Origin of the sequence: Enterobacter sp. 04-C-12-SI-ECC, assembly GCF_047530715.1 — a bacterium.
GTDB lineage: Bacteria > Pseudomonadota > Gammaproteobacteria > Enterobacterales > Enterobacteriaceae > Enterobacter > Enterobacter bugandensis.
This window is the reverse complement of sequence record NZ_JBLKDI010000019.1, coordinates 1-25530: the sequence shown is the minus strand read 5'-3', so window position 1 is coordinate 25530 and position 25530 is coordinate 1. Positions and strand designations below refer to the sequence as shown.

Annotated in this window: 21 protein-coding genes and 1 rRNA gene; 14 read left to right on the top strand and 8 right to left on the bottom strand. The window is 54.9% G+C overall.

What is annotated here, in order from left to right:
* Positions 1–9: 9 nt before the first annotated feature.
* The 6 genes from yihT to ompL all read left to right on the top strand — a co-directional run bounded on the left by yihT (position 10) and on the right by ompL (position 7839).
* On the top strand, positions 10–885 hold the full coding sequence (gene yihT / locus ACMWL8_RS20010) for a sulfofructosephosphate aldolase (protein WP_045260226.1): 876 nt from the start codon (positions 10–12) through the stop codon (positions 883–885).
* Between the two features lie 14 nt (positions 886–899).
* Positions 900–2141 carry a sulfoquinovose isomerase gene (yihS, locus tag ACMWL8_RS20005; protein ID WP_023345127.1) on the top strand — a complete coding sequence of 414 codons (1242 nt, stop codon included), beginning with the start codon at positions 900–902 and terminating at the stop codon, positions 2139–2141.
* A 16-nt stretch (positions 2142–2157) separates the two neighbouring features.
* Positions 2158–4182: an alpha-glucosidase gene (locus ACMWL8_RS20000; RefSeq protein WP_045260225.1), complete on the top strand. Its 2025-nt coding sequence runs from the start codon at positions 2158–2160 to the stop codon at positions 4180–4182.
* A 45-nt stretch (positions 4183–4227) separates the two neighbouring features.
* The gene (locus ACMWL8_RS19995) at positions 4228–5610 is read left to right on the top strand and encodes an MFS transporter (RefSeq protein WP_045260224.1); all 1383 of its coding nucleotides are present in this window, start codon (positions 4228–4230) and stop codon (positions 5608–5610) included.
* A gap of 43 nt (positions 5611–5653) precedes the next feature.
* A complete protein-coding gene (locus ACMWL8_RS19990) occupies positions 5654–7078 on the top strand; it encodes an MFS transporter (protein ID WP_045260223.1) in 1425 nt (474 codons plus the stop codon).
* 74 nt (positions 7079–7152) lie between these two features.
* Positions 7153–7839, top strand: coding sequence for a porin OmpL (ompL, locus tag ACMWL8_RS19985; RefSeq protein ID WP_045260222.1), 687 nt, complete (start codon positions 7153–7155; stop codon positions 7837–7839).
* Between the two features lie 51 nt (positions 7840–7890).
* Here the strand turns inward: ompL and typA are convergent, their stop codons facing one another.
* The gene (gene typA, locus ACMWL8_RS19980; RefSeq protein WP_028014891.1) at positions 7891–9714 is read right to left on the bottom strand and encodes a ribosome-dependent GTPase TypA; all 1824 of its coding nucleotides are present in this window, start codon (positions 9712–9714) and stop codon (positions 7891–7893) included.
* Positions 9715–10092: 378 nt separating this feature from the next.
* Here typA and glnA point away from each other — a divergent pair, with 378 nt between their 5' ends.
* From glnA to ACMWL8_RS19960, 4 genes are all read left to right on the top strand, one after another.
* Entirely contained in the window at positions 10093–11502 is a 1410-nt protein-coding gene (gene glnA, locus ACMWL8_RS19975) for a glutamate--ammonia ligase (RefSeq protein WP_008501856.1), read from the top strand.
* 169 nt (positions 11503–11671) lie between these two features.
* A complete protein-coding gene (gene glnL, locus ACMWL8_RS19970) occupies positions 11672–12721 on the top strand; it encodes a nitrogen regulation protein NR(II) (protein WP_014172250.1) in 1050 nt (349 codons plus the stop codon).
* Positions 12722–12732: 11 nt separating this feature from the next.
* A complete protein-coding gene (glnG, locus tag ACMWL8_RS19965; RefSeq protein WP_045260221.1) occupies positions 12733–14145 on the top strand; it encodes a nitrogen regulation protein NR(I) in 1413 nt (470 codons plus the stop codon).
* 110 nt (positions 14146–14255) lie between these two features.
* On the top strand, positions 14256–14366 hold the full coding sequence (locus ACMWL8_RS19960) for a YshB family small membrane protein (RefSeq protein ID WP_017382667.1): 111 nt from the start codon (positions 14256–14258) through the stop codon (positions 14364–14366).
* Between the two features lie 53 nt (positions 14367–14419).
* Here ACMWL8_RS19960 and hemN read toward each other — a convergent pair whose 3' ends face one another.
* On the bottom strand, positions 14420–15793 hold the full coding sequence (gene hemN / locus ACMWL8_RS19955; RefSeq protein WP_045260220.1) for an oxygen-independent coproporphyrinogen III oxidase: 1374 nt from the start codon (positions 15791–15793) through the stop codon (positions 14420–14422).
* Between the two features lie 188 nt (positions 15794–15981).
* On the bottom strand, positions 15982–16497 hold the full coding sequence (gene yihI, locus ACMWL8_RS19950) for a Der GTPase-activating protein YihI (protein ID WP_028014895.1): 516 nt from the start codon (positions 16495–16497) through the stop codon (positions 15982–15984).
* 577 nt (positions 16498–17074) lie between these two features.
* Here yihI and yihA point away from each other — a divergent pair.
* A complete protein-coding gene (gene yihA / locus ACMWL8_RS19945; protein ID WP_014885764.1) occupies positions 17075–17704 on the top strand; it encodes a ribosome biogenesis GTP-binding protein YihA/YsxC in 630 nt (209 codons plus the stop codon).
* Between the two features lie 312 nt (positions 17705–18016).
* On the opposite strand, the gene polA is transcribed toward yihA, so the two are convergent.
* Positions 18017–20809, bottom strand: coding sequence for a DNA polymerase I (polA, locus tag ACMWL8_RS19940; RefSeq protein WP_045260219.1), 2793 nt, complete (start codon positions 20807–20809; stop codon positions 18017–18019).
* Positions 20810–21249: 440 nt separating this feature from the next.
* On the opposite strand from polA, the gene ACMWL8_RS19935 reads away from it, so the two are divergent.
* Positions 21250–22158: an acyltransferase gene (locus tag ACMWL8_RS19935; protein ID WP_045260218.1), complete on the top strand. Its 909-nt coding sequence runs from the start codon at positions 21250–21252 to the stop codon at positions 22156–22158.
* A gap of 23 nt (positions 22159–22181) precedes the next feature.
* Here ACMWL8_RS19935 and dsbA read toward each other — a convergent pair whose 3' ends face one another.
* From dsbA to ACMWL8_RS19920, 3 genes are all read right to left on the bottom strand, one after another.
* Entirely contained in the window at positions 22182–22805 is a 624-nt protein-coding gene (gene dsbA, locus ACMWL8_RS19930; RefSeq protein WP_028014899.1) for a thiol:disulfide interchange protein DsbA, read from the bottom strand.
* A gap of 27 nt (positions 22806–22832) precedes the next feature.
* Positions 22833–23819: a serine/threonine protein kinase gene (locus tag ACMWL8_RS19925; RefSeq protein WP_045260217.1), complete on the bottom strand. Its 987-nt coding sequence runs from the start codon at positions 23817–23819 to the stop codon at positions 22833–22835.
* A 75-nt stretch (positions 23820–23894) separates the two neighbouring features.
* Positions 23895–24164: a YihD family protein gene (locus ACMWL8_RS19920; protein WP_045260216.1), complete on the bottom strand. Its 270-nt coding sequence runs from the start codon at positions 24162–24164 to the stop codon at positions 23895–23897.
* Positions 24165–24232: 68 nt separating this feature from the next.
* On the opposite strand from ACMWL8_RS19920, the gene mobA reads away from it, so the two are divergent.
* Positions 24233–24817 (top strand): molybdenum cofactor guanylyltransferase MobA, encoded by a 585-nt coding sequence (mobA, locus tag ACMWL8_RS19915; RefSeq protein ID WP_045260215.1) that lies wholly within the window; start codon positions 24233–24235, stop codon positions 24815–24817.
* Positions 24814–25317 carry a molybdopterin-guanine dinucleotide biosynthesis protein MobB gene (gene mobB, locus ACMWL8_RS19910; RefSeq protein ID WP_045260214.1) on the top strand — a complete coding sequence of 168 codons (504 nt, stop codon included), beginning with the start codon at positions 24814–24816 and terminating at the stop codon, positions 25315–25317. The genes mobA and mobB overlap by 4 nt, the downstream gene beginning before the upstream one ends.
* 98 nt (positions 25318–25415) lie before the next feature.
* On the opposite strand, the gene rrf is transcribed toward mobB, so the two are convergent.
* A 5S ribosomal RNA gene (gene rrf / locus ACMWL8_RS19905) occupies positions 25416–25530 on the bottom strand.

The following is a 25530-nucleotide window of genomic DNA, read 5'->3' as shown; positions in this document are numbered from 1 at the left end:
GACTGAGGAATGACGATGTACACCCTGAAAGATATCACCCGACCTTCCGGCGGTTTTGCAATGCTGGCCGTGGATCAGCGCGAAGCGATGCGCCTGATGTTTGCCGCCGCAGGCGCGCCGGTGCCGGTAACCGACCAGCACCTGACGGATTTTAAGGTCAACGCGGCGAAGATCTTGTCGCCGTACGCCTCTGCCATTCTCGTCGACCAGCAGTTCTGCTATCGCCAGATTGTGGAGCAGCAGGCCGTAGCCAACAGCTGCGCGATGATTGTGGCGGCCGACGAGTTTATTCCGGGGAACGGTATTCCGGTCGACAGCGTGGTGATCGACAAAAGCATCGACGCCCAGGCGGTCAAACGCGACGGCGGCAAGGCGCTGAAGCTGCTGGTGCTGTGGCGTAGCGATGAAGATCCGCAGCAGCGCCTGGAGATGGTGAAAGCGTTCAATACGCTGTGCCACGACAACGGGCTGCTGAGCATTATCGAGCCGGTGGTGCGTCCGCCACGTCGCGGAGCCGAATTTAACCGCGAACAGGCGATTATCGATGCGGCTAAAGAGCTGGGCGACAGCGGTGCCGACCTTTACAAGGTGGAGATGCCGCTGTTCGGCAAGGGCACGCAGCAGGAACTGCTGGCGGCCTCGCAGAAGCTGAACGAGAACATCGCCATGCCGTGGGTGATCCTCTCCTCCGGTGTGGACGATAAGCTGTTCCCGCGCGCCGTGAGCGTGGCGATGCAGGCTGGGGCATCGGGCTTTTTAGCCGGTCGCGCCGTCTGGTCATCGGTGATTGGCCTGCCGGATACCGAGCTGATGCTGCGTGATATTTCCGTACCAAAACTTCAGCGTCTGGGTGAGATCGTCGACGAAATGATGGCTCGCCGTTAAGAAAGGACCCGAACATGAAATGGTTTAACACCCTGAGCCACAACCGCTGGCTCGAACAAGAGACCGACCGCATTCTTGATTTCGGCAAAAACGCCGCCGTACCGACCGGCTTTGGCTGGCTGGGCAATAACGGGCAGGTGCGCAGCGATATGGGCACCCATCTTTGGATCACCGCCCGCATGCTGCACGTGTACGCGGTGGCGGCAAACATGGGCCGTCCCGGCGCGTATGCCCTGGTTGAACACGGCATCAATGCCCTGAACGGTCCGCTGCGCGACAAGCAGCACGGCGGCTGGTACGCCTGCGTAAACGATGAAGGCGTGATTGATGCCTCCAAGCAGGGCTATCAGCACTTCTTCGTCCTGCTGGGCGCGGCGAGCGCCGTCACCACCGGCCACCCGCAGGCACGCAAGCTGCTGGACGATGCCATCGAGGTGATTGAGCGCTACTTCTGGAGCGAACAGGAGCAAATGTGCCTTGAGTCCTGGGATGAAGCCTTCAGCAAAACGGAAGATTACCGCGGCGGTAACGCCAACATGCACGCCGTGGAAGCCTTCCTGATTGTCTATGACGTGACCCACGACCGGAAATGGCTCGACCGCGCCCTGCGCATCGCCTCGGTGATTATTCACGACGTGGCGCGCAAAGGTGAGTATCGCGTTAACGAGCATTTCGACACCGACTGGAACCCGATCCGCGATTACAACATCGATAACCCTGCTCACCGCTTCCGCGCCTACGGCGGCACGCCGGGGCACTGGATTGAGTGGGGCCGCCTGATGCTGCATCTGCGCGCCGCGCTGGAAGCGCGCTTTGAAACCCCGCCGGAGTGGCTGCTGGAAGATGCAAAAGGCCTGTTCCACGCCACCATCCGCGACGCCTGGGCACCCGACGGCGCCGACGGGTTTGTCTACTCCGTGGGCTGGGACGGCAAGCCTATCGTGCGGGAACGCGTGCGCTGGCCAATCGTCGAGGCGATGGGCACGGCCTATGCCCTCTATACCGTGACCGGCGAGGCGCAGTACGAAGCCTGGTATCAGAAGTGGTGGGATTACTGCATCAAGTACCTGATGGATTACGAAAACGGTTCCTGGTGGCAGGAGCTGGACACCAATAACGAAGTGACCACCAAAGTCTGGGACGGCAAGCAGGATATTTACCATCTGCTGCACTGCCTGGTGATCCCCCGCCTGCCGCTGGCGCCGGGCTTAGCGCCTGCCGTCGCCGCCGGATTGCTGGATAGCCAGGCCAAATAATAAAGACGGAGTTTTTATGCGTACCCTACACAATATTGACCTGAAAAATAACGAACGTGGCTTCACCCTGCGCTGGCAGGATCGCCTGATTTTATCCCACTCCGAAGAAGCGCCTTGCCTGTGGATCGGAGCAGGCGAAGCCGATATCGAGATGTTTCGCGGCAATTTCAGCATTAAAGACAAGCTCAACGAAAAGATTGCCCTGACGGACGCGACCGTCTCGCAGCAAAGCGCGGGCTGGGCCATCCGCTTTACACGCGGCGATGCGGTAAGCGCGACCCTGCTGGTGGGCGTGGATGCGGAAGGCCGTCTGGAGCTGAAGCTGAAAAATGATGCCGCCAGCCATAACCGCATCTGGCTGCGGCTGGCGGCGCAGCCGGAAGATCATATCTACGGCTGCGGCGAGCAGTTCTCGTACTTCGATCTGCGCGGCAAGCCGTTCCCGCTGTGGACCAGCGAGCAGGGCGTGGGCCGCAACAAGCAGACCTACGTCACCTGGCAGGCCGACTGCAAAGAGAACGCGGGCGGCGATTACTACTGGACCTTCTTTCCGCAGCCTACCTTCGTGAGCACCCAGAAGTACTACTGCCACGTGGATAACAGCTGCTACATGAACTTTGACTTCAGCGCGCCGGATTTCCACGAGCTGGCGTTCTGGGAAGATAACGCCACGCTGCGCTTCGAATGTGCACAAACCTACGTCGATCTGCTGGAAAAACTGACCGGCCTGCTGGGACGTCAGCCTGAGCTGCCGGACTGGGTGTACGACGGCGTGACGCTGGGCATACAGGGCGGCACCGAGGTGTGCCAGCAGAAGCTCGACGCCATGCGCGAGGGCGGCGTGAAGGTAAACGGCATCTGGGCGCAGGACTGGTCCGGCATCCGCATGACCTCCTTCGGCAAACGCGTGATGTGGAACTGGAAGTGGAACAGCGAACTCTATCCGCAGCTTGATGAACGGATTGCGAAGTGGAAACAGGAAGGGGTGCAGTTCCTCTCCTATATCAACCCGTACGTCGCCAGTGATAAAGATCTCTGCGAAGAGGCGGCGAAACGCGGCTATCTGACCAAAAACGCCAACGGTGAGGACTACCACGTTGAATTCGGCGAGTTCTACGCGGGCGTTATCGACCTGACCAACCCGGAAGCCTACGGCTGGTACAAAGAGGTCATTAAAAAGAACCTGATCGAACTGGGCTGCGGCGGCTGGATGGCCGATTTCGGGGAATATTTGCCGACCGATACCTTCCTGCACAACGGCGTGAGCGCGGAGATCATGCATAACGCCTGGCCTGCCCTGTGGGCGAAATGTAACTACGAGGCGCTTCAGGAGACCGGCAAACTCGGCGAGATCCTGTTCTTCATGCGCGCGGGCTACACCGGCAGCCAGAAGCACTCGGTGATGATGTGGGCGGGGGATCAGAACGTCGACTGGAGCCTGGATGACGGCCTGGCGTCCGTCATCCCTGCGGCGCTGTCGCTGGCGATGACCGGGCACGGCCTGCACCACAGCGACATCGGCGGCTATACCACCCTGTTCGAGATGAAGCGCAGCAAGGAGCTGCTGCTGCGCTGGTGCGACTTCAGCGCCTTTACGCCGATGATGCGTACCCACGAGGGCAACCGCCCTGGCGACAACTGGCAGTTCGACGGCGATGCGGAAACCATCGCGCACTTCGCGCGCATGACCACCGTGTTCACCACCCTGAAGCCGTACATCAAAGCTGCGGTTGCGCAGAACGCGAAAAGCGGCCTGCCGGTGATGCGTCCGCTGTTCCTGCACTATGAGGACGACGCGCGCGCCTACACGCTGAAATACCAGTACCTGTTTGGCCGCGATCTGCTGGTGGCACCGGTTCATGAAGAGGGCCGCCGGGACTGGTCGCTCTATCTGCCGCAGGACAGCTGGGTCAATGCGTGGACAGGGGACATCTGCCAGGGCGGTGACGTGACCGTTGATGCCCCGATCGGCAAGCCGCCGGTCTTCTATCGCCAGCACAGCGAATGGGCAGATTTGTTTAGCACCTTACGTGATATCTGATAAGGCTCGCCCGCAGGGAAACCTGCGGGCAGACGGAGAACAATAATGAGTCAACATACTTCCGATCCGGCAACCCTACGCCTGCCGTTTAAAGAAAAACTCGCCTACGGGATGGGCGATCTCGGCTCTAACATCCTGCTGGATATCGGCACGCTCTATTTGCTGAAGTTTTACACCGACGTGCTGGGGCTGCCCGGCACCTACGGCGGGATTATCTTCCTGATTGCGAAGTTTTTTACCGCCTTCACCGATATGGGCACCGGTATCATGCTCGACTCCCGACGCAAGATTGGCCCGAAAGGGAAATTCCGCCCGTTCGTGCTGTATGCCGCCTTCCCGGTGACCTTACTGGCAATTGCCAACTTCGTCGGTACGCCATTTGAGATGACCGGCAAAACGGTGATAGCAACGGTGCTGTTCATGCTGTACGGCCTGTTCTTCAGCATGATGAACTGCTCTTACGGCGCGATGGTGCCCGCCATCACCAAAAACCCGGACGAGCGCGCCTCGCTGGCGGCCTGGCGTCAGGGCGGCGCCACGCTCGGCCTGCTGCTCTGTACGGTGGGCTTTGTCCCGGTGATGAACCTGATTGAGGGTAACGACCAGCTTGGCTACATCTTTGCCGCCACTCTCTTCTCGCTGTTCGGGCTGTTCTTTATGTGGTGGTGCTATAAGGGCGTTACCGAGCGTTACGTCGAGACGCAGCCTGCTAATCCAGCGCAAAAGCCGGGGCTGCTGCAGTCGTTTCGCGCCATTGCCGGGAACCGTCCGCTGTTTATCCTGTGTATCGCGAACCTGTGCACGCTGGGCGCGTTTAACGTTAAGCTCGCCATTCAGGTCTACTACACGCAGTACGTGCTGAAAGACCCGATCCTGCTGTCGTACATGGGCTTCTTCAGCATGGGCTGTATTTTTATCGGCGTCTTTATGATGCCCGGCGCGGTGCGGCGCTTCGGCAAGAAAAAGGTCTACATCAGCGGGCTGATGATTTGGGTGGCGGGCGATCTGCTCAACTACTTCTTCGGCGGCGGCTCGGTGAGCTTTGTGGCGTTCTCCTGCCTGGCGTTCTTCGGCTCCGCGTTCGTGAACAGCCTGAACTGGGCGCTGGTGTCCGATACCGTGGAATACGGCGAGTGGCGCACCGGCGTACGCTCCGAGGGGACGGTCTATACCGGCTTTACCTTCTTCCGTAAGGTCTCGCAGGCGCTGGCGGGCTTCTTCCCGGGGATCATGCTCACGCAGATCGGCTATGTGCCCAACGTGGTGCAGTCCGCCGGGACGGTTGAAGGGCTGCGGCAGCTGATATTTATCTATCCGAGCCTGCTGGCGGTCATCACCATCGTGGCGATGGGCTGCTTCTACAACCTCAACGAGAAGATGTATGTGCGCATCGTGGAAGAGATCGAACTGCGCAAACGTACGGCATAAATGACGTGATAGAGCGCCCTGCGGGGCGCTCTGAGGATCGACCATGACACACAATACTGATCCGTTAACCCTGAAATTGAGCCCGCGAGAGAAGTGCGCCTACGGGATGGGCGATTTTGGCTCGAACCTGATGCTGTGTATTGGCACGCTGTACCTGCTGAAGTTTTATACCGATGAACTGGGGATGCCCGCGTTCTACGGCGGCATTATTTTCCTGGTGGCGAAGTTTTTTACCGCGTTCACCGACATGCTGACCGGGGTGCTGCTGGATTCCCGGCGTAACATTGGCCCGAGGGGGAAGTTCCGGCCATTCATACTTTACGCCTCCGTCCCGGTGGCGCTGGTCGCGACGGCGCAGTTTATGGCCAACGACTTTAGCCTGACGGTCAAAACGGCCATCGCCACCGTGCTCTTCATGATGTTTGGGCTCTGCTACAGCCTGATGAACTGCGCCTACGGTGCGATGGTCCCTGCCATCACCAAAAACCCGAACGAGCGCGCGCAGCTGGCGGCGTGGCGACAGGGCGGCGCCACGGTGGGGCTGTTGCTCTGCACCGTCGGCTTTATGCCCATTCAGGCGCTGTTCGTCCACCAGCCCTCCCTCGGCTATCTGGTGGCTGCGCTGGTGTTCGCCACCGGCGGCCTGTTCTGCATGTGGTGGTGCTACAGCGGGGTGAAAGAGCGCTATGTCGAGATAACGCCCGATCACCATAAGCCCGGCATTCTGAAATCGTTCTGCGCGATTTTTCGCAATCCGCCGCTGCTGGTGCTGTGCATTGCCAACCTGTGTACTCTCGCCGCGTTCAACATCAAGCTGGCGATTCAGGTCTATTACACCCAGTACGTGCTGAACGATCTGCATCTGCTGTCGTGGATGGGCTTTTTCAGCATGGGCTGCATTCTGATTGGCGTGTTTCTGGTGCCCGGCGCGGTGAAGCGCTTTGGCAAGAAGCCCGTCTATCTGGGCGGGCTGGCGCTGTGGGCGGTGGGCGACGTGCTGAACTTCTTCTGGGGAACCAGCTCCCTGCTGTTCGTGCTGTTTTCCTGCATGGCCTTTTTCGGCACCGCGTTTGTGAACAGCCTGAACTGGGCGCTGGTGCCGGATACCGTTGATTACGGCGAGTGGAAAACCGGCATCCGCGCCGAGGGATCGGTTTACACCGGCTACACCTTCTCGCGCAAAATCTCTGCCGCTCTCGCCGGCTTCCTGCCCGGCATCATGCTGACCCAGATCGGCTACGTTCCTCATGCGGTGCAGAGCGCGGGCACGCTGCTGGGTTTGCGTCAGCTTATTTTCCTCTGGCCGTGCGGCCTGGCAATCGTCGCCGCCGTGACCATGGGGCTGTTTTATAAACTCAACGAAGCGCGCTTCGCCTTTATTATCGAGGAGATTGGAAAACGGAAAAAACAGTCAGCGAATACCCCTGAGATAACACCCAACAATAAAGCGTCAGCAGTCACTTTATAACAATAAATTCGGCCCGTATTTCCTTCCTGTTCATCAGGAGGGAGGCCTTTCTGTACCTGATACATGGACAAATTATGAAAAGAATCATCACTGTACTGATCGTGTCGTCTGTGTCCTGCCCGGTATTCGCCGGGGCATATGTTGAAACCCGCGAAGCCTACAATACGGCCTCTGAGCTGCACGAAGTGATCCTGCGTGCCGGCTATAACTTCGATATGGGCGCGGGATTGATGTTCACCAACGCCTACAACGTGGGGAGGTGGGATGAGCTCAAGCACAGCTATAACGAAATAGAGGGGTGGTATCCGCTCTTTAAACCGACGGACAAACTCACCTTCCAGCCGGGCGGGTTGATCAACGACAGCAGCGCCGGTTCGGGTGGCGCGGTTTATTTAGATACCAACTATAAATTCACGGACGGGTTTAATCTGACGTTCCGCTATCGCTATAACCATAACAATTACGATACGCCGGACTATAACGGGCAGATGGATAAGAACGACACGCACGAATTTGCCAACTACTGGAATTTCAAGGTGACGGATGCGTTTTTCTACACCTTTGAGCCGCATTTTTTCCAGCGGATAAATGATTACCACAGCAAAAATGGCAAAGACCATCACTGGGAAATTACCAACAAGTTCAGCTATAAGATCGACAGAAACTGGCTGCCGTACCTCGAACTCCAGTGGCTGGACAGATGGAATGATTACAACCGCGAGCAGTACAGGATCCGCCTGGGGTTACGTTATTCGTTCTAATAAAAAAGCCGCTGATTTCTCAGCGGCTTTTTTTACTACGGATTGACCGTATTAGTCTTCTTTCGCACCGCGCATAGCACGTTTACGATCGTTCTCGGTCAGGTGACGTTTACGGATACGAATTGACTGTGGAGTCACTTCTACCAGTTCGTCATCATCAATGAACTCCAGAGCTTGCTCCAGGGTCATCTTGATCGGCGGAACCAGAACCGTTGCTTCGTCAGTACCGGACGCACGCATGTTGGTCAGCTTCTTACCGGTCAGGCAGTTTACCGTCAGGTCGTTAGAACGGCTGTGAATACCGATGATCTGGCCTTCGTAAACTTCAGCACCGTGACCCAGGAACAGCTTACCGCGATCCTGCAGACCGAACAGCGCAAACGCAACCGCTTTACCCTGACCGTTGGAGATCAGTACGCCGTTGTTACGCTGGCCCACTTCGCCCGGACGAACGTCGTCGTAGTGGCTGAAGGTGGAGTACAGCAGGCCGGTACCGGAGGTCATGGTCATGAACTCAGAACGGAAGCCGATCAGGCCACGGCTTGGGATCACGTAGTCGAGACGTACGCGGCCTTTGCCGTCTGGATTCATGTTTTTCAGGTCGCCTTTACGCTCGCCCAGTGCCTGCATCACAGAACCCTGGTGCTGCTCTTCTACGTCCAGCGTTACGTTTTCGAACGGCTCTTGTTTACGGCCATCGATTTCGCGGAAGATTACTTTCGGACGGGAAACCGCCATCTCGAAACCTTCACGACGCATGTTTTCGATCAGAACAGACAGGTGCAGCTCACCACGACCGGAAACGCGGAATGCATCAGCGTCTTCGGTTTCTTCAACGCGCAGCGCAACGTTGTGCACCAGCTCTTTGTTCAGACGGTCAAGGATCTGACGAGAGGTAACGAACTTACCTTCTTTACCACAGAACGGAGAGGTGTTGACGTTGAAGAACATGGATACGGTTGGTTCATCAACGGACAGGGCTGGCAGCGCTTCGACGTTCTGCGGATCGCAGATGGTGTCGGAGATGTTCAGTTCACCCAGACCGGTGATCGCGATGATGTCGCCCGCTTCAGCGATGTCGCTCTCGATACGCTCAAGACCCAGGTGAGTCAGGACTTTACCGACTTTACCGTTACGGGTTTTGCCTTCGCTATCGATGATAGTGACCTGCTGGTTAGGCTTCACTTTACCGCGCTTGATACGGCCAATGCCGATTACGCCAACGTAGTTGTTGTAGTCGAGCTGGGAGATCTGCATCTGCAGGGTGCCTTCCAGGTCAACGTTTGGCGCAGGAACACGGTCAACAATCGCCTGATACAGCGGGGTCATGTCTTCAGCCATGTCTTCGTGGTCCAGACCTGCGATACCGTTCAGCGCAGAGGCGTAAACGATAGGGAAGTCCAGCTGCTCGTCGGTCGCGTCGAGGTTAACGAACAGGTCGAAGACCTGGTCAACAACCCAGTCAGGACGCGCGCCAGGGCGGTCAACTTTGTTGATAACAACGATTGGCTTCAGACCATGGGCAAAAGCTTTTTTGGTCACGAAGCGCGTCTGTGGCATTGGGCCATCCATTGCGTCAACGACCAGCAGAACGGAGTCTACCATGGACATTACACGTTCAACTTCACCACCGAAGTCGGCGTGCCCTGGGGTATCAACGATGTTGATACGGTAGTCATTCCATTTAATCGCGGTGTTTTTCGCGAGGATGGTAATCCCACGCTCTTTCTCCAAATCGTTGGAGTCCATCACGCGTTCTTGGGTTTCGGCACGCGCATCAAACGTACCGGATTGCTGCAGCAGCTTATCAACCAGGGTAGTTTTACCATGGTCAACGTGCGCGATGATGGCGATGTTACGCAAATTTTCGATCACAACTTTGCCTCAGGCATTTAGAAATAGCGCGTTATTGTACACGGATTAATCGCACTACAAAACAGGATCACAAACATCCCCCGCAAACAAGTATTGCAGAGATGCTTTGTGATCGCTTTCACGGAGCGGTAAAAGGGCACTTTAACGTAAATTGCACCAATATGGTGCTTAATGTTCACATTGAAGCACTATACTGGTGCAACAAATCCATCATGGTGCAGCCCTTTTGCACTATGGTGCGCATGATAACGCCTTTTTGGGGTGTTTTAAAAGTTGGCACAGATTTCGCTTTATAAAAAATACATGGCAACAGCCAGTACCAACAGAAATTGAAGACCTCGTTACCACGACGACAATGACCAATCTGGAGAGTTAAGTATGTCCGCTGAACACGTTTTGACGATGCTGAACGAACATGAAGTGAAGTTTGTTGATCTGCGCTTCACCGATACCAAAGGTAAAGAACAGCACGTCACAATCCCTGCTCATCAGGTGAACGCCGAATTCTTTGAAGAAGGCAAAATGTTTGACGGCTCCTCCATTGGTGGCTGGAAAGGCATTAACGAATCCGACATGGTTCTGATGCCAGACGCAACCACAGCGGTCATTGATCCGTTCTTCGAAGAACCAACTCTGATCATTCGCTGCGACATCCTCGAGCCAGGCACGCTGCAGGGCTACGACCGCGACCCACGTTCTATCGCTAAACGCGCTGAAGAGTACCTGCGTTCCACCGGCATCGCGGACACCGTTCTGTTCGGGCCAGAGCCAGAGTTCTTCCTGTTCGACGACATCCGCTTCGGTGCCTCTATTTCTGGCTCCCACGTGGCTATCGACGACATCGAAGGCGCATGGAACTCTTCCACCAAATACGAAGGTGGTAACAAAGGTCACCGTCCTGGTGTGAAAGGCGGTTACTTCCCGGTTCCTCCGGTCGACTCTGCGCAGGACATCCGTTCCACCATGTGTCTGGTGATGGAAGAGATGGGCCTGGTTGTTGAAGCGCACCACCACGAAGTGGCGACTGCGGGTCAGAACGAAGTGGCAACCCGCTTCAACACCATGACCAAAAAAGCGGACGAAATTCAGATCTACAAATACGTTGTGCACAACGTTGCGCACCGTTTCGGTAAAACCGCGACCTTCATGCCAAAACCAATGTTTGGCGACAACGGTTCCGGTATGCACTGCCACATGTCTCTGTCCAAGAACGGTACCAACCTGTTCTCTGGCGACAAATATGCCGGTCTGTCCGAGCAGGCGCTGTATTACATCGGTGGTGTTATCAAACACGCTAAAGCGATCAACGCCCTGGCGAATCCAACCACTAACTCCTACAAGCGTCTGGTCCCGGGCTACGAAGCGCCAGTTATGCTGGCCTACTCTGCGCGTAACCGTTCTGCTTCCATCCGTATCCCGGTGGTGGCGTCGCCAAAAGCGCGTCGTATCGAAGTGCGCTTCCCGGACCCAGCGGCTAACCCATACCTGTGCTTCGCAGCGCTGCTGATGGCCGGTCTGGACGGTATCAAGAACAAGATCCACCCAGGCGAAGCGATGGACAAAAACCTGTACGACCTGCCGCCAGAAGAAGCGAAAGAGATCCCACAGGTTGCTGGCTCTCTGGAAGAAGCCCTGCAGGCGCTGGATGCAGACCGCGAGTTCCTGACTGCGGGTGGCGTATTCACTGACGACGCTATCGATGCTTACATCGCCCTGCGTACTGAAGAGAACGACCGCGTGCGTATGACTCCGCATCCGGTTGAGTTCGAACTGTACTACAGCGTTTAATTTAGTTGTTTTACCCGGCGTCAAAAGCGCCGGGGGTAGTTGCCGTGGAAACTTTTAGCCCATCTCCGGATGGGCTTTTTTCTCCACCAACAACCTGATCTCACGCGCTTTTTACGCCGAAACCGCTATACTGCACTAAAACAGTGCAACGACTCCAGGAGACTGCTGAATGGCAACTGGCACGCTGCCCGATGCTGGGCAGATCCTCAATTCTTTGATTAACAGCATCCTGCTGGTCGACGACGAACTGGCCGTCCATTACGCCAACCCGGCGGCGCAACAGCTGCTCGCCCAGAGTTCACGCAAACTGTTTGGCACCCCGCTTCCTGAGTTGTTGAGCTATTTCTCGCTGAATATTGGCCTGATGCAGGAAAGTTTGCAGGCCGGTCAGGGGTTCACCGATAACGAAGTCACGCTGGTGATCGACGGGCGCTCACATATTCTTTCCCTTACCGCGCAACGTTTGCCGGAAGGACTGATCCTGCTGGAAATGGCGCCGATGGATAATCAGCGTCGCCTGAGCCAGGAGCAGCTTCAGCATGCGCAGCAAATTGCCGCCCGTGACCTGGTGCGAGGTCTGGCGCATGAAATCAAAAACCCGCTGGGTGGGTTACGCGGCGCGGCGCAGCTTCTGACCAAAGCCCTGCCCGACCCTGCGCTGGCGGAGTATACCAACGTCATCATTGAGCAGGCGGACCGCCTGCGTAACCTGGTCGATCGCCTGCTCGGGCCGCAGCAGCCGGGTATGCACGTTTCAGAAAGTATTCATAAAGTCGCTGAACGGGTGGTGAAGCTCGTCTCCATGGAGCTGCCGGAGAACGTCACGCTGGTGCGTGATTACGACCCAAGCCTGCCGGAACTGGCGCATGACCCGGACCAGATTGAGCAGGTTCTGCTGAATATTGTGCGCAATGCCCTGCAGGCGCTGGGGCCGGAAGGCGGCGAGATTATTTTACGCACCCGCACCGCCTTCCAGCTCACGCTGCACGGCGTGCGCTATCGTCTGGCGGCACGCATCGACGTTGAGGATAACGGGCCTGGCATTCCTTCTCATCTGCAGGACACCCTGTTCTACCCAATGGTAAGCGGGCGCGAAGGCGGTACGGGACTGGGCTTATCTATCGCCCGCAGCTTGATCGATCAGCACTCCGGAAAAATTGAATTTACCAGTTGGCCGGGACATACCGAGTTTTCGGTTTTCCTGCCGATTAAAAAATAAAGGTGACGTTTATGCAACGAGGGATAGTCTGGGTAGTCGATGACGATAGCTCCATCCGTTGGGTGCTTGAACGCGCGCTCACAGGGGCAGGTTTAAGCTGCACGACGTATGAGAGCGGCAGCGAGGTGCTCGACGCACTCACCACCAAAACGCCGGACGTTCTGCTGTCGGATATTCGCATGCCGGGCATGGACGGGCTGGCGCTGTTAAAGCAGATCAAACAGCGCCATCCTATGCTTCCGGTCATCATAATGACGGCTCATTCCGACCTGGATGCCGCGGTGAGCGCCTATCAGCAAGGGGCGTTCGATTACCTGCCCAAACCGTTTGATATCGACGAAGCGGTGGCGCTGGTTGAGCGCGCGATTAGCCACTACCAGGAGCAACAACAGCCGCGCCACGCACCCGATTTTGGGCCAACCACTGACATCATCGGCGAAGCGCCGGCGATGCAGGACGTGTTTCGCATTATTGGCCGTCTGTCCCGCTCGTCCATCAGCGTGTTGATTAACGGGGAATCGGGTACAGGTAAAGAGCTGGTGGCGCATGCGTTACATCGCCACAGCCCGCGGGCAAAAGCGCCGTTTATCGCCCTGAACATGGCGGCGATCCCGAAGGATTTGATTGAGTCCGAGCTGTTCGGCCACGAAAAAGGGGCGTTTACCGGCGCGAATACCATTCGCCAGGGGCGCTTTGAGCAGGCTGACGGCGGCACGCTGTTCCTGGACGAGATCGGCGATATGCCGCTGGACGTTCAAACTCGCCTGCTGCGCGTGCTGGCCGACGGGCAGTTTTACCGCGTGGGCGGCTATGCGCCGGTGAAGGTGGACGTGCGTATTATCGCCGCGACGCACCAGAACCTGGAGCTGCGCGTGCAGGAGGGCAAATTCCGTGAGGATTTATTCCATCGCCTGAACGTGATCCGCGTCCACCTGCCGCCGCTGCGCGAGCGTCGGGAAGATATCCCGCGCCTGGCGCGTCATTTCCTGCAGGTGGCGGCCCGCGAGCTGGGCGTGGAAGCCAAGCAGCTTCATCCTGAAACCGATGCCGCCCTCACCCGTCTGGCGTGGCCGGGCAACGTACGCCAACTGGAAAACACCTGCCGCTGGCTGACCGTGATGGCCGCCGGACAGGAAGTGTTAATTCAGGATCTCCCTGCCGAACTGTTTGAGGCCACCGCGCCCGAAAGCAGCACCGGGCACGCGCTGCCGGACAGCTGGGCAACGCTGCTGGCGCAGTGGGCCGACCGCGCGCTGCGTTCCGGTCATCAAAACCTGCTGTCTGAGGCTCAGCCAGAGATGGAGCGTACGCTATTGACCACCGCGCTTCGTCATACGCAGGGCCATAAGCAAGAAGCCGCGCGCCTGCTGGGATGGGGACGTAATACCCTGACGCGCAAGCTGAAAGAGCTGGGAATGGAGTGATCGTACGCCGCTGTGTAAAGGTTATTAATTGAGCGCAAATTGCCGTTATTTTGCGCTTTACTGTTCCGATGAGTTTTGTATGATCGTGCCCGGAAATTGGGGGAACCATCATGCTGGAATCATTAGTGACTTTACTGTCGAGCGGAGCAGCTGAAAGCCACACGCCACAAACTGCCGTTGCTGCAGTATTATGTGCGGCGCTGGTTGGGCTGTTTAGCTAGCAGGTTGAAATGTAAAAGCCGGGTAGCGGCTTCGCCTTACCCGGCTTTGCGCCTTAAATCACCCGTGAAAACTGCTGCATACGCGCCTTCTGGCGCAGATACGCGTCAAAGCACATGCAGATATTACGGATCAACAGACGCCCTTTCGGCGTGACCTCAATCGCACTCTCCGACACATCCACCAGCCCGTCTTTCGCCAGCGGCGCCAGCAGCTTCAGGTCTTCCGCGAAATACTCGCTGAAGTTCAGTTCCCACTGCGCTTCCACCTCGCTAAAGTCGAGACGGAAGTTGCAGATAAGCGCCTTAATCACATCACGACGAATGCAGTCGTCACGGGTCAGCGCGATGCCGCGCCATAGCGCGTTGCCGGTTGCATCAACCTGCTGGTAATAGAGCTTCAGCTCCTTCTGGTTCTGCGCGTAGCAGTCACCGATCATGCTGATGGCGGAGACACCCATGCCGAGCAGATCGGTATCGCCCTGTGTGGTATAACCCTGGAAGTTACGGTGCAGTACGCCTTCGCGCTGGGCAATCGCCAGCTCGTCATCCGGACGGGCAAAGTGATCCATCCCGATAAATTGATAGCCGCTCTCCGTCAGAGAGGTGATAGTTTCCTGCAGGATATCCAGCTTCTGCTGGGCAGAAGGCAGATCGGCATCTTTGATTTTGCGCTGGGCGGCGAATAGCGTCGGCAGGTGCGCGTAGTTAAAGACGCTCAGGCGGTCCGGGCTAAGTTCAGCCACGCGCTTCAGCGTGAAGGCGAAGCTCTCCGGCGTCTGCTTTGGCAGGCCGTAAATCAGGTCGATGTTGGTCGAGGTAAAGCCGATGTCACGCGCGTGGTTGAGTAAGGCGAAGATAAATTCCTCGTCCTGCTCGCGGTTGACCAGACGCTGTACCTCTTTATTGAAATCCTGCACGCCCATGCTCAGACGATTAAAGCCTTCGGCGCGTAAGTGATCCAAGACATCCAGCTCAATTTCACGCGGATCGACTTCGATCGAGATTTCAGCGTCGTCGTTAAAATTGAAATTTCCGCGCAGCAGCGTCATCAGGCGGCTTATCTGCGCTTTGTTCAGATAGGTTGGCGTACCGCCGCCCCAGTGAAGCTGGCTGACGTGACGGCCTTTAAACAGCGGCGCGCGGTGCACAATTTCCTGTTCGAGCGCATCGAGGTATTGGTCGGCTTTATCATGCTGACGGGTCACGATTTTATTGCAGCCGCAGAAGTAGCAGAGCTTGTGGCAGAACGGAATATGGACGTAGAGCGACAGCGGACGCTCTGGATAGCGCGCGACGGCCTGCTGAAAATCCCCCTCGCCGAAGGCATCGGAGAACTCCAGCGCGGTGGGGTATGAGGTATAACGCGGCCCGGAATAGTTATACTTCTGGATTAGGGCCAAATCCCAGTCGATAGTTGGTGCTGACATGCTCACTCCTTCCGTTGGTGTCGCGTTCGTATACGGCGGCCCGTTCTGGCCCCATCGCGGGCCATCATTCGGGTGCGCAGCCACTTCTGTCGCCGCGACAACCGCCGTAGTTTAACGAATAACCACACCAGATAACATATAACCGGAAGGGTTATAAGCAGGACTATCGTGCCTGCCGGGTGCAAATGTTAGTTTCCACCTTTCAGAAGACGCATCATATCTTCCTGCTTTTCTTCTTCCTCTTCGTCGTCTTCGTCATCGTAAGACAGACCCAGCTTCTGCATTAGCTCATCAATGCGGTCCAGTTTGGCATCTACCCATGACTGCTCTTCGGCGGTCAGGGTTTCACCCTCTTCAAGACGTTCCAGCAGCGCGTCCAGGCGCTCATCGTTCTCCAGCATATCCAGCTCAGCCTGCGGTGAAAGCATAGGTTTCTCGCTCTTTGGTTTGTGCTGCTTAGTGACCGGGGTGTCTGTCACGCCCAGTGGAATGGGAGTTTTACTGCCGATACGAGGGTCTTTCTGCTGTTTGCCTTTTGCAGAGGCGCCCGCTGCACCACCGCCGTTGGCACGGCTACCCGCAGCATGACCGCGATGTTTTTTGTCGCGTTTGCGGTCGCGCGCTTCCTGGTTCAGTTCTTCGCGCGTTTTGCGGCGTGCTTTTGCAGGGCGTTTCGCGCCCGCAGCGGAGGTTGGTTTTTTCATGATGTTTTATCTTAAAGTCGTTTTCTTCAGTATAGAATTGCGGCGAAATCTAGCAGAAAGCAAGCAAAGAAAAAAGGCGACAGAGCAATCTGTCGCCTTTTTTCCTGACTCACAACCCTTAACGGGTCAGACATTCCATGTTTACCAACAACACACCCTGTTTATCCTTTGGCTGATACCGTCCGTGTATGGTTCCATTTCCTGTTAAAACGCCTCCAGGCGCTGGTCGTCCTGACTATCCTGCGTCTTCGCCTCCTGGCGCTCCTGACCCTAATCCTTAAGTTGAATTCCTGTTGGCTTCCTCGCCCTGACGCATACTTTACCTTGTTCCGTTAAACTAACAAGCGACGAAACGGTACAAATACGGATTTTCAGATAATTACCTGGAAATAAGATTATGATTTAAAACAGTTTGCATTTTTTGACGCCTGCGAATTCTCTGAAATCTCCCATAGCAACATTAGCCGATCTCTTACAGCCGTTTGGGCATTCGCCTGCAAGCCTCGTGCAATCAGAAAAGCCTTTTGCCCGCATTCGGGTATAATCCCTCCAGATTACGATTTTTGGAGACGACCACGTGACTACCTGGAACTACCAACAGACGCATTTTGTCACCAGTGCGCCCGATATTCGCCACCTGCCTTCTGATACCGGTATTGAAGTGGCATTTGCTGGCCGCTCCAATGCGGGGAAATCCAGCGCCCTGAATACGCTGACCAATCAGAAGAACCTGGCGCGTACCTCAAAAACACCTGGCCGTACCCAGCTGATTAACCTCTTTGAAGTGGCTGAAGGCAAACGCCTCGTAGACTTGCCGGGATACGGTTATGCGCAGGTGCCTGAAGAGATGAAGATCAAGTGGCAGCGTGCGCTGGGCGAATACCTGGAAAAACGCATGTGCCTGAAAGGTCTGGTGGTGCTGATGGATATTCGTCACCCGCTAAAAGATCTCGATCAGCAGATGATCGACTGGGCCGTAGCAAGCGATATTGCCGTGCTGGTGCTGCTGACGAAAGCCGACAAGCTGGCAAGCGGCGCGCGTAAAGCGCAGGTGAATATGGTTCGCGAAGCGGTACTGGCCTTCAATGGCGATGTACAGGTTGAGCCTTTCTCTTCGCTGAAAAAACAGGGCGTGGACAAGCTGCGTCAGAAGCTCGACAGCTGGTTTAACGAGCTGGAACCCGCGACGGAAGCGGAAGAAGAGTAATACCGAGCGCGGCGATGTCCGCGCTTTTTTTTGCCCGAACTTTTCTTTGCCGCAATAAAAAACGCCCCAGTCATTACTGACTGGGGCGGCTAAAATATTCAGCCAAATCCGATTACGTGAAGTAAAAGGTCTGAAAGATAGAACATCTTACCTCTGTACCCTACGTCGATAACTCTACCCCTTTTTGTGCTGCAGAAAAAGCACTTTTTGTAGTTTTTTTTCATTCTTTACATAGGGAATTCTAATGATCGTCACAAAACGCGCTTTCTTATGTTGCAAAATTACATAAACAGCGCGTTATGCGAAGAACCTTTAGTGAGCTTGATCCCAGTTTTCACCACTTCCCACTTCCACCAGCAACGGCACGTCTAGCGTCATGCTGCTTTCCATGAGTTCGTGGATCTTTTTCGACACAATATCGAGATCGTCTTTGTGCACTTCAAACACCAGTTCATCGTGTACCTGCATGATCATTTTCACGCGCGGCTTCTCTTTCTCCAGCCAGGCATCAACAGCGATCATTGCGCGCTTGATGATGTCCGCTGCGGTACCCTGCATCGGGGCGTTGATCGCCGCACGCTCTGCGCCAGCGCGGCGCGCCGCGTTGCTGGATTTGATGTCCGGGAGATAGAGACGACGGCCATCCAGGGTTTCAACGTAACCTTTCTCTTTCGCCTGCGCGCGGGTGCGTTCCATATATTCCAGAACGCCCGGATAACGCTCGAAGTAAAGATCCATATACTTCTGCGACTCTTTGCGCGGAATGTTTAGCTGGCGTGAAAGGCCAAACGCGCTCATGCCGTAGATTAGACCGAAGTTGATCGCTTTTGCACTGCGGCGCTGTTCGTTGGTCACGTTGTCCAGCGGTAAACCAAAGACCTCCGCCGCGGTCGCCCGGTGGATGTCTTTTCCTTCCGCAAATGCCGTCAGCAGACCTTTATCGCGGGACAGGTGCGCCATAATGCGCAGTTCAATTTGCGAGTAGTCAGCCGAGACAATCAGGTAGTCATCAGGGGCTATAAAGGCCTGACGAATGCGGCGCCCTTCCTCATTACGCACCGGAATGTTCTGCAGGTTAGGATCGGTTGACGAGAGACGCCCGGTTGCCGCTACCGCCTGATGATACGACGTGTGCACACGGCCCGTTTTCGGGTTGATCATTAGCGGAAGTTTGTCCGTGTAGGTAGACTTCAGCTTTGCGAGACCACGGTACTGGAGAATCACTTTTGGCAGCGGGTAGTCCAGCGCCAGCTCTTCCAGCACCTCTTCAGAGGTTGACGGCGCGCCGCCAGGGGTTTTCTTCAGCGGCTTGATGCCCTGCTTTTCAAACAGAATGGTTTGCAGCTGCTTCGGTGAAGAGAGGTTAAACGGCTCGCCGGCAAGCTCATGCGCTTTCTGCTCGAGCTCGGTCAAACGCTGCGCGAGCTCGCCAGAGTGGTTATGCAGCACCGTTGGGTCGATCTTAACGCCATTGCGTTCGATACGGGACAGCACGGGCACCAGCGGCATTTCAATATGCTGGAATACATTCAGCGGACCTTCGTGCTTCTGCAGTTTTGGCCACATCTTCAGATGCAGTTGCAGCGTGACGTCGGCATCTTCCGCCGCGTAGCGCCCTGCCTCTTCGAGAGCAATCTGGTTAAAGGTGAGCTGATTTTTCCCTTTACCGGCAATCTCTTCAAAGGTAATGGTTTTGTGCTTGAGCCAGCGGTCAGATAAGGAATCCATATCATGGCGGCCCGCCACGCTGTCCAGAATGTAGGATTCGAGCATAGTGTCAAAGGCAATCCCGCGCAGCTCAATGCCGTAGTTCTGCAGAATGCCGCGGTCGTACTTGAGGTTTTGCCCAACCTTAAGCGCCTTTTCGTCTTCCAGAATCGGCTTCAGTAGCTCGAGCGCGCGCTCGCGGGAGATCTGCTCCGGCGCATCCAGGTAGTCGTGCGCCACGGGAACGTAGGCGGCAATACCCGGCTCTGTCGCAAAGGACAATCCCACCATATTGGCTGAAATGTTGTCGAGGCTGTCTGTTTCGGTGTCAAAGGCAAAGACCGGGGCTTTTTTCAGTTTCTCGATCCAGGCGATCAGCTGTGACTCTTCCAGAATGGTTTCGTAGTTGTCGAAGGAGAGCGCTGCGGCTTCTTCTTCCGCCTGATCTTCGGCATCAACGACAATCGTCTCTTTCGGCTTAGCAGCAGGTTTGGTCCCTTTAGCCTGCAGCCATTTACCGGCTTCTACGTCAGTGGTCCAGCGCTTGAATTCGTATTTCTTAAACAGGCTCAGCAGGTCGTCAGCGGAAGGCTGTTGCACTTCCAGCTGCTCACAGCCCAGCTCCAGCTCCACATCGGTTTTGATTGTTGCCAGCTTATAGGAGAGATAAGCCACCTCTTTGTTCTCTTCCAGCTTCCCGGCCATGGTTTTTGCGCCACGGAAGGAAAGTCCGGCGATTTTGTCTGGTTCAGCGTAGAGCGTGTCCAGACCACCCAGCCCCTGAAGCAGCGCCTGCGCGGTTTTTTCACCGACGCCAGGAACGCCAGGAATGTTATCCGAGGAGTCGCCCATCAACGCGAGGAAGTCGATAATCAGCTCTGGCGGCACGCCATACTTAGTGACTACTTCTTCTGGCCCCAGAATGGTGTTGGTCATGGTGTTGATCAGGGTAATACCTGGCGTCACCAGCTGCGCCATATCTTTATCACCGGTGCTGATCAGCACCGGACGGCCCATTTTTTCAGCTTCACGCGCCAGCGTACCGATGACGTCGTCAGCCTCCACGCCAGAGACGGCCAGCAGCGGCAGGCCCATTGCTTTCACCATGGCGTGCAGCGGCTCAATCTGCGCACGCAGATCGTCAGGCATTGGCGGACGATGGGATTTGTAATGTTCGAACAGTTCATCGCGGAAGGTTTTGCCTTTCGCATCAAAAACGACAGCCGCATGGGTGGGCTGATACTGAAGAATCAGGCTGCGCAGCATGTTCAGCACGCCGTACATCGCGCCGGTAGGTTCCCCTGCGCTATTGGTCAGAGGAGGAAACGCATGGTACGCCCGATACAGGTAAGAAGAGCCGTCGACGAGAATAAGTGGGTTTTCTGGGATCTGAACCATAATGTCCGTGCCTTTAATCAATTTATGCGTAAAGGATGCCACAGAAGGATGAAAACATCAGTTATTCAGGTTCGATACAGGAAAAGATTTTGCGATCGTGAGGATCGCTCGCAAAATTCAAACTGTGGATAAGTTTGTGAATATTTTCACTTCAAATGAAAAACAGATACTAAAAGCAGGCGCGCGTTGAGAATAAATTATTACATATCATAATGTTAACAACTAACACTGCATGAAAATAGCCTGGTGATGGCAATTTAGTCTATGTGGATATAAGTCCTGATTAGCGCACAATATTAGAGAAATCTTCTGCTTCAGGGGAAAAGCCGTCTATTGACGATATGAAAGCGCCATAATTTTGTCATTTTTCTGATAAAATCAGCCCCCTGCGCCGTATCATCGGCCGACCCATTAAAGCTAACCACCTGAAAAAGCTCATCATGTCGAGATTGCTCGCTGCATTAACATTACCGCTAAGTATCATTTTAACTATTCTGGTGACGATTGCGTGTTCTGTGCCAATCATTATCGCCGGGATCGTTAAACTGCTGCTGCCTGTGCCTGCGGTATGGCGATCCGTCTCTGCGTTTTGTAATTTCATGATGTATTGCTGGTGTGAAGGGCTGGCGATCCTGCTGTGCCTGAATCCGCATCTGAAATGGGATGTCGAAGGGCTGGAGAGCCTCAACAAAAAGAACTGGTACCTGCTGATTTGCAATCATCACAGTTGGGCGGACATCGTGGTGTTATGCGTGCTTTTTCGCAAACATATCCCGATGAACAAGTACTTCCTGAAGCAGCAGCTCGCCTGGGTGCCCTTTATCGGGCTGGCCTGCTGGGCGCTTGATATGCCGTTTATGAAACGCTATTCGCGCAGCTATCTGATTCGTCATCCGGAGCGTCGCGGTAAGGATGTGGAGACCACGCGCCGCTCCTGTGAAAAGTTTCGCGCACATCCAACGACCATCGTGAACTTTGTTGAAGGCTCACGGTTTACGGAAGATAAACGTCAACAAACACGCTCCCCTTATCAGAACCTGCTTCCGCCAAAGGCGGCGGGTATTGCGATGGCGCTTAACGTGCTGGGTGCACAGTTCGATAAACTTCTGAACGTTACGCTCTGCTATCCGGAAAATGACAGGACGCCATTTTTCGATATGCTCAGCGGCAAGCTGACGCGCATTGTTGTTCGGGTGAATTTAGTGCCGATCGATGCCGGACTGCACGGTGACTACGTTAACGATAAGAATTTCAAACGTGGTTTCCAACAGTGGCTTAATACGCTCTGGAAAGAGAAAGACGAACAGATAGACAGCATTAAATCTTCATACAAAAACGCCGGTCAGTGACCGGCGTTTTCATATCAACGAAATTACTTCTTCTCAACCAGGTATTTCACGGTATCAGCATACTGCTGTACGAAAATATCCATGCTGCTGGTGTCCATGCCCTGCATGTTCAGCTGATATTTGCCGTTAACAAACATTGCCGGAACGCCCTGAAGCTGCAGATCAGCGGCCGCTTTTTCCTGCTGAGCAACCAGAGATTTCACTACAAAGCTGTTCCACGCGGCGTCGTACTCTTCACCTTTCACACCGGCATCAACGAACACTTTGCGGATATCCGCAGTGGTCTGAACGGTCTGGGTTTTCTGTACGGCTTCGAACATTGGAGCAGTGATTTTATCTTCCACGCCCAGCGCCATCGCAACCGCCCACGCCTGAGTCAGGTCTTTACCCAACGGGCCCAGGAACTCAACGTGGTACTTGGTCATTTTGGTGCCTTCCGGCAGCTTCTTCTTCACGTTGTCAGAAACATGCAGCACTTCTTCGAATTGATAGCAGTGCGGGCAGTAGAATGAGAAGAACTCCAGTACCTGTGGCTCGCCAGCAACCGGCTTTTCCAGCGTGATAAACTGTTTACCGTCGGTAAACTGCGCAGCAGAAGCGCTAAATGCCAGAATCATACCTGCCAGCGCCAGCCAAATTTTTTTCATGATTAACTCTCTCCTGGGTGTGTCCAATTAATACATCGGCGTTAATTGCAGAGGGGGTTCCTGAAGAACCTTAACCTGCTGAGTGAATGTAGATATCTGGCTGCGCCAGTAATCTTCTCCGGTAAGCCACGGGAAATTACGAGGAAATGCGGGGTCGTCCCAACGCCTGATTAACCATGCGAGATAATAAACAAAACGCATCGCACGTAAAGGCTCAATCAGGGCAATTTCGTCTGAATTAAACGGGCTAAATTCTTCATAGGCTTCAATAATCGTTTCAAGCTGCATGCGCTGCTCGGCTTTGTCGCCATTGAGCAGCATCCACAGATCCTGAACCGCTGGTCCCATGCGCGCATCGTCGAGATCGACAAACAGCGGTCCATCGCGCCAGAGAATATTTCCGGCGTGACAATCGCCATGCAGGCGCAGAACGGAAATATCATCACGCCAGCAGGTTTTCACCGCAGCAATAAGCTTATCAGTGGCGTTGAGGAAATCATCCTTTAACGCAGCGGGGATCAGCGCAGACGTTTCGAATATCTGACGTGGTTCGGTGAGATATTCGTGAATCCCGATCGTTGGTCGGGCAGTGAACGCTGTTTTACGTCCCGTCTGATGAATGCGTCCCAGATAGCGGGCAACCCACTCCATCTGATCGATATTATCCGCTTCAAACTGGCGGCCACCCAGACTGGGAAATACGGCGTAGTAAAACCCTTCATGCGTGAGCAGCGTTTGGTTATTGAACTTTATCGGCGCGGCAATGGGGACGTCATCAACCAGCAGATCGTGAGCAAACTGGTGCTCCTCCTGAATTTGCTGTGCAGACCAACGTTCAGGGCGATAGAACTTTACGACGAAGCGCTGACGATCCTCGTCCTGAAATTGATAGACGCGGTTTTCGTAGCTGTTTAACGGAGTTAGCCCGGAATCCACACGCATACCCTGTTCAAACAGGGCATCCATAATGGTATCCGGGTGTAGTGTCTGGAAAGTAAAAGCCTGGTCGTTCATCCGATCATCCGGAAATTATACGAATGATTCAGGATATCATCTTGTAGCGATTTCGGTGGCTCCGCTTACAAGCTTTTACTCTTTAATTACGCCTCGGGCGCGCAGCAATGCAGTTTTAAAATCTTCCTCATAATCCTTCTGAATACCAGGAATAACAGCATCTTTGGCTGAGTCGCGCATTTTGAGGTGGTAGATCAGGATGTCGTCGGAAAGGTCTGCCAGATCGCCGTCAAAACCTGACTCTTTTGCCAGTTTCTGTAAGAATTGCATCAGATTCAGCTCTGGCTCTTTTTGCCAGGCTGGCTGGAGGAGTTCAATGACTTCATACAGACGTTTACATTTCATGGTGGTGCTCCTTTCATTTAGAGTGACACGTTAGCAGGGTCAATCCCACAATAAAAGAGGCGATATTCGTGAATCTTAGCCTGGAAATCACTGGGGTCGTTCTGGCAGGCGGCAGAGCTACGCGGATGGGCGGGGAAGATAAGGGGCTTCAGCTCCTGAAAGGCAAGCCCTTATGGCAGCATGTCGCTGATACGCTTGTCGATCAGGTATCGGCAATGGCGCTGAGCGCAAATCGCCATATCGATATTTACCAGCGCAGCGGGTTTCCCGTTTATCAGGATAATCTCGCAGATTTTCCGGGGCCGCTGGCCGGCATGCTTTCGGTGATGCAGCAGTCGCAGGGAGAGTGGTTTCTCTTTTGTTCGTGTGATACGCCTTTTATACCCACCTGCCTGGTGGAACGGATGGTGCAACAGCGAGGTGATTCACCCGTGGTCTGGGTGCATGACGGCGAGCGCGACCACCCAACTATCGCGCTCATTAACCGATCCCTGATTCCTGCTATGAGCGACTATCTGGCTTCCGGAGAACGAAGAGTGATGGTGTTTATGCGTAAGGTCGGCGGACATGCTGTTGATTTTAGCGACATGAAAACATCGTTCGTGAATGTAAACACAATAGAAGATTTACAGGTCATGCAGGAGAAGAGATGAACTCTGTTTTAGCCATTTCCGCCTGGAGTGGGACAGGAAAAACCACGTTGCTGAAAAAACTGATACCCGCGCTGTGCGCCCGCGGTATTCGTCCAGGCTTGATTAAGCATACTCACCATAATATGGATGTCGATAAGCCGGGCAAAGATAGCTATGAGCTGCGCAAAGCGGGTGCCGCGCAGACAATGGTAGCAAGCAACCAGCGTTGGGCATTGATGACAGAAACGCCGGATGAGGCACCGCTGGATCTCGCGTATCTGGTGAGCCGGATGGATCACTCCACGCTGGATCTGGTGCTGGTTGAGGGATTTAAGCATGAGGCCGTGCCTAAGATCCTGCTGTTCAGAAGCGATGCCGGGCACGATATCAGCGAGTTAACGCTGGATGAGCATGTGATTGCGGTGGCCAGCGATGTTGCTCTCGATATAGAGGTTCCGGTGCTGGATTTAAATGATGAGGATGGGATTGCTGAGTTTATTGTGAAGTGGAGTGCGGTCTGACTTGCCGGATGGCGGCTTTGCCTTACCCGGCGTACGGTTTGTGCAGCGCAGAAACGCAAAAAGGCCATCCTTTCGGATGGCCTCTTCACTTGTTTGATGCCTGGCAGTTCCCTACTCTCACATGGGGAGACCCCACACTACCATCGGCGCTACGGCGTTTCACTTCTGAGTTCGGCATGGGGTCAGGTGGGACCACCGCGCTAAAGCCGCCAG

What these genes read in the sequence shown, in the direction of transcription:
- mobB (WP_045260214.1), top strand. Translation starts at nt 24,814, where the DNA reads ATGAACTCTGTTTTAGCCATTTCCGCCTGGAGTGGGACAGGAAAAACC.
- glnA (WP_008501856.1), top strand. Translation starts at nt 10,093, where the DNA reads ATGTCCGCTGAACACGTTTTGACGATGCTGAACGAACATGAAGTGAAG.
- ACMWL8_RS19935 (WP_045260218.1), top strand. Translation starts at nt 21,250, where the DNA reads ATGTCGAGATTGCTCGCTGCATTAACATTACCGCTAAGTATCATTTTA.
- ACMWL8_RS20000 (WP_045260225.1), top strand. Translation starts at nt 2,158, where the DNA reads ATGCGTACCCTACACAATATTGACCTGAAAAATAACGAACGTGGCTTC.
- yihT (WP_045260226.1), top strand. Translation starts at nt 10, where the DNA reads ATGACGATGTACACCCTGAAAGATATCACCCGACCTTCCGGCGGTTTT.
- glnL (WP_014172250.1), top strand. Translation starts at nt 11,672, where the DNA reads ATGGCAACTGGCACGCTGCCCGATGCTGGGCAGATCCTCAATTCTTTG.
- hemN (WP_045260220.1), bottom strand. Translation starts at nt 15,793, where the DNA reads ATGTCAGCACCAACTATCGACTGGGATTTGGCCCTAATCCAGAAGTAT.
- glnG (WP_045260221.1), top strand. Translation starts at nt 12,733, where the DNA reads ATGCAACGAGGGATAGTCTGGGTAGTCGATGACGATAGCTCCATCCGT.
- ACMWL8_RS19995 (WP_045260224.1), top strand. Translation starts at nt 4,228, where the DNA reads ATGAGTCAACATACTTCCGATCCGGCAACCCTACGCCTGCCGTTTAAA.
- yihS (WP_023345127.1), top strand. Translation starts at nt 900, where the DNA reads ATGAAATGGTTTAACACCCTGAGCCACAACCGCTGGCTCGAACAAGAG.
- ompL (WP_045260222.1), top strand. Translation starts at nt 7,153, where the DNA reads ATGAAAAGAATCATCACTGTACTGATCGTGTCGTCTGTGTCCTGCCCG.
- yihI (WP_028014895.1), bottom strand. Translation starts at nt 16,497, where the DNA reads ATGAAAAAACCAACCTCCGCTGCGGGCGCGAAACGCCCTGCAAAAGCA.
- ACMWL8_RS19960 (WP_017382667.1), top strand. Translation starts at nt 14,256, where the DNA reads ATGCTGGAATCATTAGTGACTTTACTGTCGAGCGGAGCAGCTGAAAGC.
- polA (WP_045260219.1), bottom strand. Translation starts at nt 20,809, where the DNA reads ATGGTTCAGATCCCAGAAAACCCACTTATTCTCGTCGACGGCTCTTCT.
- ACMWL8_RS19990 (WP_045260223.1), top strand. Translation starts at nt 5,654, where the DNA reads ATGACACACAATACTGATCCGTTAACCCTGAAATTGAGCCCGCGAGAG.
- ACMWL8_RS19925 (WP_045260217.1), bottom strand. Translation starts at nt 23,819, where the DNA reads ATGAACGACCAGGCTTTTACTTTCCAGACACTACACCCGGATACCATT.
- ACMWL8_RS19920 (WP_045260216.1), bottom strand. Translation starts at nt 24,164, where the DNA reads ATGAAATGTAAACGTCTGTATGAAGTCATTGAACTCCTCCAGCCAGCC.
- dsbA (WP_028014899.1), bottom strand. Translation starts at nt 22,805, where the DNA reads ATGAAAAAAATTTGGCTGGCGCTGGCAGGTATGATTCTGGCATTTAGC.